At 63.2% G+C, this 15,811-nt stretch carries 13 protein-coding genes; all 13 read left to right on the top strand.

Annotated features, from left to right (window positions below; translation table 11 throughout):
• The first annotated feature begins 11 nt into the window (after positions 1–11).
• The 13 genes from BFD71_RS32585 to BFD71_RS32525 all read left to right on the top strand — a co-directional run bounded on the left by BFD71_RS32585 (position 12) and on the right by BFD71_RS32525 (position 15,773).
• Complete coding sequence (locus BFD71_RS32585; RefSeq protein WP_069268374.1) at positions 12–944, top strand: type IV secretion system protein; 933 nt, start codon at positions 12–14, stop codon at positions 942–944.
• A gap of 25 nt (positions 945–969) precedes the next feature.
• The gene (locus tag BFD71_RS32580; protein ID WP_069268373.1) at positions 970–1,326 is read left to right on the top strand and encodes a hypothetical protein; all 357 of its coding nucleotides are present in this window, start codon (positions 970–972) and stop codon (positions 1,324–1,326) included.
• Between the two features lie 185 nt (positions 1,327–1,511).
• Positions 1,512–2,414 carry a virB8 family protein gene (locus BFD71_RS32575; RefSeq protein ID WP_083245603.1) on the top strand — a complete coding sequence of 301 codons (903 nt, stop codon included), beginning with the start codon at positions 1,512–1,514 and terminating at the stop codon, positions 2,412–2,414.
• Positions 2,411–3,247 (top strand): TrbG/VirB9 family P-type conjugative transfer protein, encoded by an 837-nt coding sequence (locus BFD71_RS32570; protein ID WP_069268372.1) that lies wholly within the window; start codon positions 2,411–2,413, stop codon positions 3,245–3,247. The genes BFD71_RS32575 and BFD71_RS32570 overlap by 4 nt, the downstream gene beginning before the upstream one ends.
• Positions 3,240–4,448 carry a type IV secretion system protein VirB10 gene (gene virB10 / locus BFD71_RS32565; RefSeq protein ID WP_069268371.1) on the top strand — a complete coding sequence of 403 codons (1,209 nt, stop codon included), beginning with the start codon at positions 3,240–3,242 and terminating at the stop codon, positions 4,446–4,448. Before BFD71_RS32570 ends, virB10 begins: the two co-directional genes overlap by 8 nt.
• 21 nt (positions 4,449–4,469) lie before the next feature.
• Entirely contained in the window at positions 4,470–5,621 is a 1,152-nt protein-coding gene (locus tag BFD71_RS32560; protein ID WP_069268370.1) for an ATPase, T2SS/T4P/T4SS family, read from the top strand.
• A gap of 103 nt (positions 5,622–5,724) precedes the next feature.
• Positions 5,725–8,046: a type IV secretory system conjugative DNA transfer family protein gene (locus BFD71_RS32555; RefSeq protein WP_069268369.1), complete on the top strand. Its 2,322-nt coding sequence runs from the start codon at positions 5,725–5,727 to the stop codon at positions 8,044–8,046.
• Positions 8,039–10,654, top strand: coding sequence for a DUF5710 domain-containing protein (locus BFD71_RS32550; protein WP_069268368.1), 2,616 nt, complete (start codon positions 8,039–8,041; stop codon positions 10,652–10,654). Before BFD71_RS32555 ends, BFD71_RS32550 begins: the two co-directional genes overlap by 8 nt.
• 35 nt (positions 10,655–10,689) lie before the next feature.
• Positions 10,690–11,424 carry a StbB family protein gene (gene stbB, locus BFD71_RS32545; RefSeq protein ID WP_256095007.1) on the top strand — a complete coding sequence of 245 codons (735 nt, stop codon included), beginning with the start codon at positions 10,690–10,692 and terminating at the stop codon, positions 11,422–11,424.
• On the top strand, positions 11,421–11,912 hold the full coding sequence (locus tag BFD71_RS32540; RefSeq protein WP_069268367.1) for a hypothetical protein: 492 nt from the start codon (positions 11,421–11,423) through the stop codon (positions 11,910–11,912). Before stbB ends, BFD71_RS32540 begins: the two co-directional genes overlap by 4 nt.
• A 39-nt stretch (positions 11,913–11,951) precedes the next feature.
• Complete coding sequence (locus tag BFD71_RS32535; protein WP_256095006.1) at positions 11,952–12,287, top strand: killer protein; 336 nt, start codon at positions 11,952–11,954, stop codon at positions 12,285–12,287.
• A gap of 62 nt (positions 12,288–12,349) precedes the next feature.
• On the top strand, positions 12,350–12,751 hold the full coding sequence (locus tag BFD71_RS32530) for a plasmid mobilization protein (protein WP_069268366.1): 402 nt from the start codon (positions 12,350–12,352) through the stop codon (positions 12,749–12,751).
• A 22-nt stretch (positions 12,752–12,773) separates the two neighbouring features.
• Complete coding sequence (locus tag BFD71_RS32525) at positions 12,774–15,773, top strand: LPD7 domain-containing protein (protein WP_256095005.1); 3,000 nt, start codon at positions 12,774–12,776, stop codon at positions 15,771–15,773.
• Positions 15,774–15,811 lie beyond the last annotated feature (38 nt).

Genomic DNA, 15,811 nt, shown 5'->3' with positions numbered 1-15,811 from the left:
GGAGTGCGATCGTGCAACTGCAAATCTTTACCGAAATGTTCAACTCGTTCGATCAGAACGTGCTGAACACGATCAATACCGGCTCGGCCCGGATGATCTCACTCATCAGTCCGCTGGTCGCTGCCTGCTTTAGTCTCTATGTCCTGCTCGTACTCGTGTCGTACTGGCGTGGCCACAACGACAGCCCGATATCCGACTTCCTGCTGAAGATGGCAGGGTGGGCGGCTGTGCTCACGCTCGGGATGAATATCAGCTATTACAGCGAGTACGTGGTGCCGTTCTTCAATGGCCTCGGGGACGATCTAAGTAGTGCCTTGATGGGTGGCAACAGCCTGAGTAGTGGGCTCGATACGCTGTTGAATCTCTATATATCCGCTATCAAGAGCATGTACAACGGATTAGGCGTTACTGATGTTGGTCTATTCGTCGAGGTTTCAGTGCTCGCACTCTGCATCCTCCTAGTTGGTGTGCCATTTCTTGCTATTGCTGCGGCCTACATCATCCTTGCGAAGTTCGCACTTGGATTGCTGCTTGCGCTAGGGCCTGCGTTCATCGTTGCGGCGCTGTTTCCTGCCACGCGGCAATTTTTCCAAAACTGGGTTGGGCAATGCCTGAACTATGGTCTGCTCGTTGCGCTGTTCGGTGCCGTGGGTGCAATCGAGGTGAGTTTTATGACCTCGATGCTGCCGAAGAACTTCAGTGTCAGCGATGTCATGCTGACCTACACCATTGAGGGAAAGATTATCGCTGCAGGGCTGGTGTTCATCGTGGTGTCGCTGAGCATGCCGTCACTTGCATCGCAATTGGCAGGTGGCGTAGGTATCTCATCGATGGTCGGTAAGATCGGCAACGCGGCCAGTGGAGCCATGAGGGCGATGAAGCTGATGGGTGGTTCCAGAGGTGACGCATCGTCAGCGTCCACTAACTCAATCGGCCGCGCCTGATCTTGACTACTACCAGGAGGAATCGATGAGGGCCATCCGGTTTATGACTGCGGCAGTTGTGGTCATTGTTTCATTGACACAATTCGGTTGCGGTAAGCATGACGGCAACGAATTTGTGGGCACATGGAAACGCGTCAGCCAGAACGGCTGGTTCGAAGTGAACATTGCTCGGAATGGTGATGGAGACGACTTCTACGTTTCACACAAGGTTCCCAATCTCGGTGCCGATGGCGAAGCGGATAAATGGAAAATCGTGCGGGAACCAGCAGTAGCGCAGGACGGAAAGATGGTTGTAAGTGGTGGGGTTCCGTACGTCATCACGATCGACAAGGCAACTGGACATCTTGTTGTTCCCGGTGCCGAGTTTGAACGCTCGAAGTAAATGATGCGCCGTCCGTCGGAGCAGCCAGCGACGGCGGACACTACACCCCGATCGGAGATTGACGTGAAATTAGTCGTCGTGCTTTTCGGCGCCGCGCTGCTTGCTGCGTGCTCGTCGGCGCCAAAGCCGACCCAACCTGAGGGGCCGTGGATGCCTGTCAACCATGCGACACAGGGGAGTGCGCCATGAAATGGATGCCATGGAAGCCGGCGCGGGTGCAGGCTGAGCCAGTCGCGGTTGCCGTCGACGGCAATTGCGCGGCCGCGCTGCAGCACATTGCGGCAAAACTCGCCGACGCCGAGCCGCGCGAGATGGCGCGGATGTATTTCAGGGAAGCGCTCTCGTTCGAGAAGTCCCGGCAGCAGCTGCAGGAAAACATGACGAAGATTGCATGGCGCGTTGCGGGCGGGGCCATGTTCATCGCACTTATCTCTATTCTTGGCTCGTCAGCCTTAGTACAACTAAAGAGACCGTCACCACCCGTGATTATTAAGGATAACACCGCGACCGGCGACGTGCAGGTGATTGATGTCGCGCACAGTGGATCCGTAACGTTCGGTGAACTCGAGGTGCGGGCAGCACTGCGCACGTATGTGAAGCTACGTGAGAAGTACGACTGGTACACGATCCAGGACGCGTACGACACCGTGACGCTGATGAACTCACCACGCGAGCAGGCGTTGTACGCGGCGCTCTACAACCGCAAGAACTCGCCGCAAAACGTGCTCACCGACAAATATCGCGTGATTGTGCGCCCAGGTGCAATTACGTTCGTCGGATCCACCGCACAGGTGTTCTTCTCGAAGACGATGCTTTCGCTGCCGTCGCAGGGCGGCTCGACGTCACCGCCGCCTAAAACCGAATACTGGGTCGCGACGATCACCTACGAGATAGGCGATCTGCCGACCCGCAGCGACGAACAGGAGCTCAATCCAACGGGCTTTCGTGTCACCAGCTACTCGGTTGACCGCGACTGGACGCGCAGCACCGCAGACGGCGCGACACCGATGCCGTCCGCGGCCACATCGTCCCAGTCGGCACCGTCGAGTATGTCGTTGAGTGCACCGGCCGGAGGGGCCAATCCATGACCATCCGGTTCCCGAAAGCGCTTACTGCAGCGTCGATCGCTGCCGCGCTATTCGGCATGTGGCTACCGGCTGTCGCCGAAGTCGTGCCCGGTGCATGCGGCAGCGACCGGCACATTGCGTGCGCCGTGTATGACCCGAATGAGACGTACCGGATCGCCTATCGCCCGGGCGAGGCGACTGTCCTCGTCTTCGAGAAAGGCGAAAAGATCGACGGCGGCGGCATGGGCGACGGCAAGGCATGGACGGCTGGCCCAGCCGGCAACGGCTTCTTCTTCAAGCCGAAGGCACCGCAGGCGGCCACCAACCTGATTCTGCTCACGAACAGACGTCGCTATGTGCTCAAGCTGGTCCCGGTCAGGAGGCACGAGGAAGCAGTCTGGTCGCTGACCTTCGATTATCCGGACACGCGTGCAAAGGCGTCGGCGGCGGCCGCGGTGCGCTCGGCCGAAGCGCGGGCACTGCTGGCGCAGACCGTCAGCGCGTCTGGCGTGGGCAACTTCAATTACGACATGCATGGTGATACGACACTCGCGCCAACGGCGCTGTGGGATGACGGCCGCTTTACCTACTTCGAGTTCAGTACGAGCCGCGACCTGCCGCAGATCTATCGCGTGTACGGGGACGGCAAGGAAGCGCTCGTCAATCCTGATGACGTGCGCGGCCCCGTGCTGGTGGTGCACGACACGGCGCAGCGCTTCAACCTGCGCCTGGGGGACGCCGTACTCGGCATTCGCAACAATGCATACCGGCCAGACGGCCAGCTGAACCCGACAGGCACGACGATTCCGGGCACGGTGCGGCTCGTGAAGCAAAAGGAGGCGGGCGGTGAGTGACGATATCAATCTGAGCGGTCCGAACCCGGCGAACCCGACACCGGTCGAGCCCGCCGGCATAGGCGAGCGCGGGGTGCCGGGTGTTGGCCGCACGAAGCGCAAGAGCCCGTTCCGGATGTTACCGATCGTCATTGGGATGGTGCTGGTCCTGCTGTTCGGTGCGATCGCAGTGGGTGTCGCGATCAAACGGTGGTCGGCGCAGCATCACGCCGAGTCCGAGGCGGCAAGGGCGGAAGCGGCAAAGGACAAGCCGTCAGATGACCGGCACGACTTTGCGCGCGACAAGGCAAAGATCGAAAAGCAGCGGGCAGAGGAAGCGGCGATGGCGTCGGAAGCGGCTGTAGCAAGCGCGGCGCTTGCTACACCTGCGCATGCGAACGCAGCCAGTGCAGTGAATGGAAACGGCGCCGCTGCAGCGACGGCGGCCAGCGCCGCCGAGACGCCGGCGCAACGCAAGCTCGATGGCGACGTGCTGCTCACATCAAAGGATGAGAGGACGACCGACGCGGCAGCCCCTGGTGGCACGCCCGGATTGACCGGTTCGCATGCCGGATTCGCGAAGGATGGACTGGACAGCAAGCTGCAGCCATCGAAGCTGGAAACGGTGAAGGCGGAACTGATGCCGTCGCGAGACTTCCTGCTGATTGCGGGGACGACGCTCCCGTGCGTGCAGGGTGCGGAGATCGTGACCGACTACCCGGGCATGACCACCTGCCACGTGGCGAAAGATGTGTACTCGGCGAACGGCAAGGTGCTGCTGGTCGAGCGTGGCTCCGAGGTCGTGGGCGAGCAGCGGCAGGCGCTGATGCAGGGGCAGGCGCGGATCTTCGTGATCTGGACGCGGCTGACGACGCCTGATGGCGTAAAGGTGCAACTCGATTCGCCGGCGGCCGATGCGCTCGGCGGCAGTGGCCTGCCGGCCTACGTCGACAACCACTTCTGGACGCGGTTTGGCGGCGCCATGATGGTCAGCCTGATCAGCGATGCCGGTCAGGCGCTGTCGACACTGGCCGCGAACTCGGGCAGTAGCAGCATCCAGTTTAACAACACCACGAATGCCGGTGGTGAGGTAGCGGCCGAAGCACTGCGCAACACCATCAACGTGCCGCCGACCGCGTATTCGCAGTACGGGTCGATGACGACGATCTTCGTTGCGCGCGATGTGGACTTCTCCGACGTGTACGAACTGGCGACGCCTTGATTCATTTAATTCGAGCTGCTTATGAGTATGCAATACGACGACAGTCTTACGGTACGCAGTCACCTCAAGACACTCGGCATCGCCGCAATGCTGGCGATGCCCGGCGTCACCGAGTTTGCGATTAACCGTCCGTATGAAGGCTGGACCGAAACGCTCGACGGCTGGCAGCGCCATGATCTTCCGAATGCGTCGCTGGAAATGCTGAACCAGTTTGCACTGGCTCTGGCCATCTACAACAAGGCGAAGCCGCCGCTATCGGCGGCCGAGCCGGAGAAGCCGGTGCGCCTGCCCGACGGGGAGCGCGGCCAGATCGTGATTCCACCGGCGTGCGAGCCGGGCACTGTGTCGCTGACGATTCGCGTGCCGAATTCAACGCGCCTTTCGGTACAGCAGTGGTCGGATGCCGGGCGGTTCGCCAGGTTCCGTGATGTGGTCCGGGGCGGACCCGGCGGTAGTAGCGCAATGACGCCGGGCGAGATCGACGCTGCGGCGGCACGGGCAGGCTCAGAGGGCATGGACGTCAGTCGTGCCACTGCGGTGTTCAATCCGTCCCGGGCGCTGGGCGCTTATGGCTTGGCGCGCTTCCAGCATGAGATGCTCGACGCGCTCGCGCAGCGCGATGTCGTGCGGTTTCTGAGGCTGGCCATCCTGAACCGGCTGAACATCGTGCTCGTGGGCGGCACGGGCTCCGGCAAGACCACGCTGATGAAGGCGCTGGCGGACCTGATCCCGATCATTCCGCGCGAGGCGCGTCTGGCGACGATCGAGGATACCCACGAGCTGCCGTTGCCACTGCATCGAAATCACGTTCACCTCTTCTACAGCGAGGCGGTTCCAGCGCGACGCCTGGTGAAGGCGACGTTGCGCATGAAATGCGATCGCGTGCTGCTTGCGGAGTTGCGCGGCGACGAAACCTGGGACTACCTGACGCTGCTCAACACCGGACACCAGGGCGGGTTGACGACGGTGCACGCGAACGACTCGATCGCGACGCTCACGCGCATCGCCACGCTGGTCAAGCAAAGCCCGGTCGGCCAGACGCTCCCGTTCGATTACCTGATGCGCGAGATCCGCATGACGGTCGACGTGGTCCTGTTTATGGAGAACCGGGACCTGACAGAAATCTGGTTCGATCCGGTCAGTAAAAACAGGCTGCTGCGAGGTGATGCATGAGATTGCGATCGAACGATTCCGCCATTGGTGACAGTGGCAGGCACACCGGCCGGGAACCCCTTGAGCGGCAGACGCACGCGGCAGCGGCAGCGGGAGCGTCAGCATGAAAGCCCGTCTCCTTGTTGGCGGCCTGCTTGGCATTGTGTCCGGCGCAGTCGTTTTCGCCGCCGGCCGTCTGCTTCATCTCGACGCGATCAGCGATCCTGTCGAAATGGGGGCCGTGATTGCTCTCGTCGTCGTGACGTGCGCGTTGTGGGGCGTGTGTGCGAGCGCCGTGCTGCTAAAAACCGCGACGCTTGCCGACCGGGTCATCGCGGCCGGTCTGCTTGCACTGGTGGTTCTGATCGGTCTCGCTGCGGCCGGCCAGTACGTCGGCGCGATGCTGTTTGCGAAGCTGGAAAAGTTGCCGGACTCCGCAATCGGGCTGTGGACGCTGCACGACTACTGGCGCGCCTTTGGCGACGTGAAGGCGGTGAAACGCTCGCTGCTGATGGCGACAGCGGCATCGGTCATCGTGCCGCTTGTGCCGGTAGCGGCGATCGTCGCGGCGCTGGTCATGAAGCCGAAGCGCGAACTGCATGGCGATGCCCGCTTCGCCTACAGCTACGAGGTTCGGCGGTACGGCCTGCTCGATGAGGCTAACGGGCGCGGTCGAAACAGGGGCGGCCGCAAGGGCGATCACCGCGACCCGTCGATCATCGTAGGGCGGTACAAGGGCAAGTACCTGACGTTCCGCGGAACGGAGTTCGTGATGGTTGCTGCGCGAACGCGTTCACGCAAAGGTGCAGCCATTGTGATCCCGAATCTGCTCACCTTTCCGGATTCGGTGGTCGTACTCGATGTGAAGGGAGAGAACTACGACCTGACGTCGCGGTACCGGCAGGCCTGCGGCCAGCAGGTGTTTCGCTGGGCGCCATTTGATCACACTGGCTACACGCACCGCTGGAATCCGCTTTTCAGGATTGCGAAGAGTGCATCCTTCGTGCGGGTCGGTCGCCTGCAGGCGATTGCAGCGCGCCTGTATCACACGACCGACGGTCGCAACAAGTTCTTCTATGAGCAGGCGAGTGACCTGTTCATGGGCTTCGCGCTCTACCTGATGGAGATGACGGGTGACTGTACGTTCGGACAGGTGTTGCGGCTCGCGACCACGCCCGACAAGAAAGTGCGTGAGCACCTTTCGGATCTGATGCAGCACGAGCCGCAGAAGGGGGTGCCGCTGTCGGGCGATTGCCTGGGCGCGCTCTCGCGCGTGCTGGCCTCGCCCGACGAGACGATGCTGAACATTGTTGCGACGTTTAACGCCGGTCTGCGCCTGTTCAGCAACCCGATCGTCGACCAGGCGACGAGCGCATGCGACTTCGAGCTCGACCGCGTGCGGCGCGAGCTGATGTCGATCTACGTTGTGCTGCCGGTGCGTGAGCTTGCCGTCGCGAGCCTGCTCGGCAACCTGTTCTACACGCAGTGGATCGAGGACAACCTCGACGTGCTGCCGGGCGACGATCCGGCCATCAAATATCAGTGTCTTGGCGTGGGGGACGAATTTACCGCGCTCGGTCGCATCGAGGTACTCGACAAGGGCAACGCGTTCATCGCGGGCTACTGGATTCGCCTGCTCACGATCCTGCAGTCGAAGGCGCAGCTGGAGCCGAACGATCTGTACGGGCCGGCCGGGGCGCGCACGCTGATCACCAACCACGCAGTGCTGGTGGCGTACGCGCCTGGCAACCAGCAGGATGCAAAGGAACTGTCCGAGACGCTGGGGACGTTCACCGAGAAGGCAACCTCGAAAAGCCGTAATCACGGCCGCAACACGTCGACCGGCACGAACACGTCGGATCAGGGCCGCGCGTTGATGCTCGATCAGGAACTGAAGCGCATGGAGCAGGACCAGGAAATCGTGCTTGGTTTCCAGCGTCCGATCCTGTGCGAGAAGGCGACCTATTACGAGGATGACCTGTTCATCGACCGCATGCGCTCGGTCAGTCCGATGCTCGCTGCAATCAACAAGCGCCTGCCCACCGAAGACGAAATCAAGGCGGCCTGGCGTGCCGGTGAGCTGCGAGCGAACGGCATCCCGACGCACAACCCGGAGACGTATCACGCGGCGCTGTCCGCGAGGGCCGCTGGCGAAATCCGACTTGCACGTCAGGCCGGTGCGAAGCCGCTGACCGCGGCCGAGCTTCTCGTGCTCGACCAACGCGCGCCCGGGCCACTCGCGACCGGCATGGCGCTCGCGGGCTTCGAGGCTGACCTGGCCGAGCTTGGCGTCGCGATGCGCGAGGACGTGCGCGAAATGCTCGCGGGCATCCGCATCGATTTCAACGTGGCAGGCGGGGATGACGCTGTCCAGGACCGGATTGAACCGGCGCTCGCGTCTGTCGCGCCGGCGGACAACGAGGCAAAGGAGGTATCACATGGCTGACCCGAACAGGCCGAAAGGCAAACGGACGTATCTGGACGTCCCGTTCAGGGAGAAGGACGCGGCGCACGATCTGGGCGCCAGGTTCGACCGGCGATCGAAAAAATGGTACGTGCCGCGCGGCACTAACGTGGCGCCCTTTGCGCGGTGGATGCCGACGCAAGAGCCGCAGGCAGGGCAGGCACCCGGAGCAGTGCGCGGGCAGCCGCAGACGCTGTTCGGCAGTGAAGCCGACATCGAGCGGGAAGCCGTGCGGCTGAGCGAGCTAATGGGTCAACCGCTCGATGAGTCCCGCGCCTTCGTGCGGGACTCCCTTCAGGCCGCCGCGGAAAGGGCGGGACTGGAGGCACGGGACCGGTTGCGCGCGCAGGGTGCCTCTGCGTTCGAGATGATTGACGGAGTGCGGGAAGCCGGTGTCCACGCGCGGCACCAGTATTTCGCCGACCGGCAGCATCTGTATGGACGGGGCGCGCGCGTTGGCCAGCAGGCTGCACAGCCGAAGCTCGACGACGCGGCGCTCGGCCGGCGCTTTCGCGAAATGATCCAGTCGATTACGACAGCGGTCACGCTGCGTGGCAACGAGGTCAACCATACGCTTGCACTTGAGCAGCGGCTGGAGTCGATCCATCGTGAAGCGTGGCGCAAGTCCGGCAACGCTGTTGATGGCGAGCGCGCGATTGGCGAGCAGATCCGCAACCGCACTGGTTTTGCGGCGGAGACCCTGCCGCCACGGGCAGCCAAAGCGCTGGCCAAACTTCGCGATGAAGCGGGCTTGAGTCCGATGGAAATCGACGAGCGCACGCCTGCGCGCGACGTGACGGATTCCGACCCGGTGGACGACGCGCTTCCGGTTGACGGGGCAAGCGTCGCGCCGCAAAACCGGCATCGCCATCGCGAGCCAGAGCGCAGCGACGGCATTGCCACCTTCGCGGACATCGCCGAAGCGTTCGAACCGGTGGCGACGATGCCCGCGACCGGTAGTGAGCAGGAGGACAGAACGGACTGGTCGATGGTGGCGAAAGACCTGGCCGACTTTCGGGGGATGACGGGGCGTATCAGGGAGGAGTTCGGGAAAGGCAAGACCGCGCCTGAAGTTGCCGCCGCACTTGATCAAGAGCTTGCGTTTCTGTCGCCGGCCGCCCGCGAGCCGTTCGTGACCTACGTGCGCGAAGCACTCGACAGGCAGGTCGATGCATCACTGGCGCAATCTCCAGCCTCGCAGGCGCAGCCGGACGTCAAGACGGATGGCGATTTGGTGACCTTTGCCGACGTCGGCGATGCAGCGGCAATCAACGACGCAATGCGCCGCCGTGGCATCACAGGAAATGCCGTGCCCGGCAACGAGGACGTCGCTCGCCCGACTGTCGACGCGGCGGCGGCGAACGAACCCGTTGTTCAGCCCGGCCGCGCTGCGAACGATACGTCGATGGACACACCGGCGGTGTCGGGCATGATCGACACGCAGATCGGGCGCACGCAGACGCCCGCGCAGAATGAAACGGACGCAAGAAATCCGGCGAACGATCCGGAGCGCCCGGCGTTTGACTCCGTGTCGACTCAGGATCTGGAGCGCGTGCGCACGGTGCGCGAGGGCGAGCGAGTGGCCGCCGAGCGGTTGCTTCGCGAACAGGGCAAGCCGATGCCAGGGCTGCACGCGGGCGACGCCGGTGCAGCGGCAGACGCGCACGAGGCTGGCGTTGCGGGTATCGCCGACAGCAGCGACAACCAGATCGGCGTCGATCCTGCCTCACGCAAGCCGGTCGTGACGAAAGACGGCTACGACGTGCCCGCCCATATCGCGGCGCGCTACATGGTGAAGGATGGCCGGTTCTGGAAGCTCGATGGCATGGAGGCCGGGTTGGGTACGTCGGGCGCGCAGCGGGATCCGACAGCGACCACGCAGCCGCACTTCGAGGATGTCGGGGCACGCCTGTACTCCCGGCAGAACGATCGCTCAACGATTGCCGACATGATGGCAGTAGCGAAGGCCAAGAACTGGGATTCGATCGTGGTGCGCGGCAGCGAAACGTTCCGCCGCAACGCGTGGATCGAAGCGTCCCTCGCGGGTGTGGATGTAAAGGGCTTCAGGCCCGCCGAGAGCGACGAGGCATTGCTCGAGGCCGTGAAGCGTGAACGTGCGGCGCTGACGATCAAGGCCGGAACGTCGCCGACGCCGGATGTCGCGCAGAAGACGAACCCGGCGAAGGAGAATCCAGCGGCCGCGCCGTCAAACCCAAAACCGGAAGCGGCGGCCAGCGCAGCGCGTTTCTCGCCTGCTGCGGACATGGCGGCAGCGCCCACGCCTGAAGCACTCAAAACCGTCGCGCAGTTGCGCGAAGTCCTCGAAAAGTCACTTGAGCGGGCACCCGCGCGCATGCGTGCCGAGGTGATTCGCCGGTTCGATGCTCGCATGCAGGCGGGCACGGAGATCGAGGCCCGGATTGCACGCGGCGAACTGGGTCGTGACGCCGGCCCGGCCGAGATCGACAGGCGCGCGGCCGAGCTGCATGCGGCGTGGATGGCACCGAAGGCCGCGCCTGCCCAGGGCCCGTCGAACATCCCGCTGCCTGCGCAAGCGCAGACAGGCGGCATGGCACCGAAGATGATGTAAGTGGCGGCACTCCAAATATTGATAAGGATTGGAAAATGAGTATGGCTATCGTGAGCTGCTCAGGCAACGTCGGCAAGACTACCGTGACCCGCGAACTGCTCGCGCCAAGGCTGCCGTCCATGTCGGTACGCCAGATTGAGTCAATCAATACGGATGACTCGGCCGGCCCGAAGGTCGAGGTGATGATTGCCGCGCGCTTTGACGAACTGCATGACGAGCTGATGCGCGGCCGTGATCTGCTGGTCGATATCGGTGCATCGAACGTCGAGGAGTATCTCAACCGCCTCAATGGTGCCAAAGGGGCACAGGAGGATTACGCGTGCTTCGTTGTGCCGGTCGAACCGGAGAGCAAGCAGATGAAGGACTCCATGAAGACGATCAACATGCTCGCGGATCTCGGCGTCGAGCCTGGGCGCATCCGTGTGCTGCTCAACAAGGTCGATCTGGTCAGGAGCGAGGACCGCGAGGTAACGCTGCGCCGGCACTTCGGGCAACTGTTCGAACTGCATGAGAGGGAGCGGACTTTCGAACTGAATCAGGATGCGCTGATCCCAAAGAACGACGTGTTTGCGCTTGCGGCGGCCGCCGGTCGTACGATCCACGATATTGCGACAGACGGGGTGGACTACAAGGCGCAACTGATCGACGCTGCGAGCGCCTCTGAGAAGGACCGTCTCGTGAGGCTGGTTGGCCTCAAGCGCAAGGCGCAGTCGATCAAGCCGTTGATGGACCAGGCGTTTACCGCACTGATGGAAGGGGTCGATGCATGAACGAGCCGACGCCGCAGCCGGATCACGCCGGGCGAGCGTCTGAGCGCCTGGGCCGGGTGATCGCCACGATGCCGGCGTCGAACGAGCTGGCCGTGCTCGCGGAGATCCTGATCGAGCAGATGAAGGTCGTGGATGCGCAACACCATGTTGTCGCGCTGATGGAGTCCACTGACCAGAAACTGACCGCGACGGTGCAGGCGCTGCGCGAGGAGAACACGCAACTGACGAAGCTGCTCACGCAATCGCGCCAGGCGTTCATCGGCGAGGTAGCCGCGAAGGCGGCTGACCAGGCGCGACGTGCGGCAACAGCGGATGTCGTGGACGAACTGGCGCGGCTGCGGGCTGCCGTTGAATCGCGTGGTCGCGTCGTGCCCACGAATCCGGCAGTTGCAGCAACCGGATCGCTCGTCGCCTTCATGGGCATTGCGTTCTGCGCGGGCGCCGCGCTCATCTGGGTCGTTGCCCGTCTGGCACACACGCTCACCTAGCCGAAAACCACCGCATCTCATGGAGGGGAACCTTAGATCATGAACGCAATGAAACGACGGTCGATTGCGGCCGCGCTGTGCAGCGCGGCACTGGTCTGTGCGCTCGCCACGCCGTCGTCGCACGCCGATGATAACCAGGATGCGTGTGGCGCGGTGCTCTGTCTTGCCGGTTTGATCATGGGTGGCAATGGCGGCAAGACATGCGCCGAATACGAGGCGGGCTACTTTTCCATCGTCCGCTTTCACCACGGTCACTTCGATGAGGGCGGCACGGCCAACGCGCGAGGCGATTTCCTGAACCAGTGCCAGTCGGCCGGGAGTGACGTGAAGGGGCCAGTCAATTCGCAATACGGGCGAACCCAGTACGGCCCCTGACTCTTGCACGCCGGTGGCGGCAGTTCGCCGCCCGATGTCTCTCTGGTAACGGAAAACATGCGATGAGCGCAGACGATCTCAATGTTGTGGCGGAAGCCAGGCGCCGTGGTCGCAAAAAAGCGCAGAAGGCCCTTGGCAGGCCTGTCAGCACGCGGCTCACCGACGACCAGTGGCAGGTCTTCAATGAAAAGGTCGCACGCTCCGGCATGAGTCCGTCTGTTTTTTTGCGCGAATGCATCCTGACGAACCGCACGCAGATCGTCGCGCGCCCACCCGCGACCATTGAGCGACAACGGATCATGTACGTGATCAACAAGACCGGCAACAACCTGAACCAGCTGGTCCACGTGGCGAATACGGCGCGCGTGGCTGGCCAGCTATCCGAATCCACGTTTGTCGCCCTGGTCGACGAGCTGGAGTTGATCACGCAACTGCTGAAGGCCCATCTCCATCGTGTTGATTAGAGTGGACGGCCGTCACGACGGCGTGAAGCAGTACCTCGAGGAAGGCCGCAAGGTTGGCCGCGACCTGGATCGCGATGACCTTGACGAACGTGTGGTGCTCGCCGGTGATCTCGACCTGACCGACGCAGTGATCCAGTCGATCAGTGCCGCACCCGGTGTCGAACGTTACCTGTCCATCACGCTCTCCTTCAAGGAGGATCACGTCACTCGGGAAACGATGTTTCAGATCGTGCGGGAGTTCGAGGCGTTCGCGCTGCACGCCTACCGCCCGGACGAATACAGCTTCTATGCCGAGGCACACCTGCCCCGGATCAAGAGCTATGTGGACCAGCGGACTGGCGAACTGGTTGAGCGCAAGCCACACATCCATATCGTCATTCCGCGCTGGAACCTGCTGGCTGAAAGGCACCTGGAACCGCTCGGCTACGTGCGCTCCAACCTGAGCTTCATCGACGCGTTCCAGGAGCATGTCAACGCGCGGTATGGCCTTGCGAGTCCGAAAGACAACCGGCGCACGCTGCTGACCGACGCATCGGAAATGATCAGCCGCTACCGTGGCGACCTGTTCCGTTCCAACAGTCGCGAGCTGAAGGAACAGATTCTCGACGCGGTGCTGGATCGCCAGATCGAGACCCATGCGGATTTCATGGCGCTGCTGCACGAGCACGGTGCCGTGCGCATGCGCAATACCGGTCTCGACAGCGCCTACCTGAATGTGAAGCCGGCTGGCGCCGACAAGGGCGTGAACCTCAAGGAATACGTATTCACGCCTGAATTCATCGCACTGCCGACCGCCGAAAAGCTGCAGGCGCTGTCGGCAGATGCGGCCGACTGTTATGAGGCTGGCGTTGCGCCCAGACGCACACCAGCGCATATAGCGACAGTGCTCGATGAGTGGTACACCACCCGCGCGCGCGAAGTGAAGTATCTCAACAGCGGTAGCCGTCAGTACCAGCGTTACCAGGAATCCTCGCCCCACGACCGCGAACTGATGCTTGCAGATCTCGAACGCGGCTTCTACGCACAACATCTGAAGGTACATCATGAACGAGCAGACGACTCCCTACCCGGCTTCGCAGGACACCTTCAACGAAGCGGACGCGCATTTGAATTCGGCGCCCAGCCGCCCGACGTCGTCGACGGGCCAGGCGCGCGCGAATCAGAACACGACACGTCCGAACCCTTCGACGATGGATACGGCGGGCTCGATGCCGAGTTTGACCTTATCCCAGGTGGGGCGTACCCGGCGCCCGAACCCTTCAACTCTGTGCGAAACGTGCCCGGCCGCCCTGTGGACGGCATCAGACATCGATCTGCAGTGCTATTGCCGCATCATGCGTTTCACCAGCTGGAGCCAGACGGCGCCGTATCCGCGCACGGCCTGCGACGGGCTGCAGATCGCGATGGAGAGCCTGCAGCGCAACGAGTAGGGCACGCAGCCCCCCCAGTCGACGGGCTGGACGCGTACCACCGTGCGCTTGAGAGGCACTATGCGTTCGGCGATCCGTTCGACAGCCTGCCAATGATGCGGTCGCATCCGGCATGGACACCATCCGGCACGTCGCCGCCAGGCTGGTTTTCCGGCAACCGGCGAGACGCGTTTCCAGACCGGTTCGACTCGATCGACGCGTCATTCGAGTTCGAGGCAAGCCGGCGAATCCTGCGGACGCCGGACGCATTCGCGGTTGATGCTCCAGCGTACCGGTCGCGCCGCTCTCGCGCCGACGACGCCACGTATGCCACACCGCGACACACGGGCCGCGTCTCGGACAACGTGGTCTCGCAACTCGCGCGCGAGCTTCGGCAGCGCGATGAATCAGGTAGTCAGCACACTGAGTTTCGTGAGATTCGCCAGGGTCTCGATGCCAGTCGCCTGCTTGCCGAACTGTCGCACACCCATGGCGTGCGGCCCGCGAAATATGCGGTCACGACGGGCCGCGACGGCGCCGATCGTATCCGCGCGGGCTCGCGCAACCTCAACGTGTCGGACTTCCTGACTAAAGAACTGAATCTGTCGTGGCGTGAAGCCGCACCATTGCTACGCGCAGTGTATGAGCGACAGCAGGCCGGTGAGCCGGTTCCGGCTCCGCGCGAGCTGCCACGCGCGGCACTTTGGCGCGAATACTCGGTCGCGTGCGAAGCGCATGTCGTGGCCCGTAGCGACGCGTGGCTCACACAGCGCGCAAATGAACAGTGGCGCCGCGCTGAGATCCGCGCAGCGTTCGACACCAGGCGCGCGGAAATCCGGCAGGATGTGCGGCTCACACCGGCTGGTCGACGAGCGGCGACGTCACTCGCACGCGCCGGGCAGCTGGGCCGCGACGACGCGCTGCGGGAGTCGATCTCACGCGAGCGGGCGGCACTCAAGGAAAAATTCGGAGCCGCAGGCGGCCTGAGCTTTTCCGGCTGGCTGCGCACGCGGGCGGAAGAGGGCGATGAGCGCGCGCTCGAGGAGTTGCGACGCACTGCGGGCCCGGAGCGTGTATCGGGCGCGGTCAAGGTCGATGCCGAGATCGGCGGCGAGGCGTTCAACGTGATCCGGCCGAACACGCCACGGCAGCACGCGCAGGACGAATACAATGCGATCATTTTCCGCTCGCCGGGCCTATCCTGGTCGGTCAACGAACGTGGCGACGTTACCTACCGGCATGACGGCCGCGACATTGTTCGTGATCGTGGCACAAGCGTTCAGGTGCTGCAGGCGGAGCGGTCCGCCATCGAAGCCGGGCTGCGGCTCGCGCAGGGCAAGTTCGGCCGCACGCTCGAACTGACTGGCGACGACGCGCACCAGATGGCGGCCGCGAGGGTGGCCGTGGACGCAGGGCTGCGCGTGCAGTTCAGCGACGAGCAACTGAACCGGGCGATGGATCAGTATCGCCACGCTCGCGTCGACCAGCAGGTGCAGGACACGCTCGGCACGTCTGGCGCCTGTCCGCCCGCCGATCCACTGCCACAGGCGCAATCCGATCGACCGGCACAGGATTGGCCGAAGCCCTCCGAGGACGGTAAGCCAACCCTCTGATGCTCGATCGGACCGGCAACTCCGCGTCGAGCGCCTCG

The organism is Paraburkholderia nodosa (genome assembly GCF_001718195.1).
Lineage (GTDB): Bacteria > Pseudomonadota > Gammaproteobacteria > Burkholderiales > Burkholderiaceae > Paraburkholderia > Paraburkholderia nodosa_A.
This window is presented reverse-complemented; position numbering and strand designations above follow the sequence as displayed.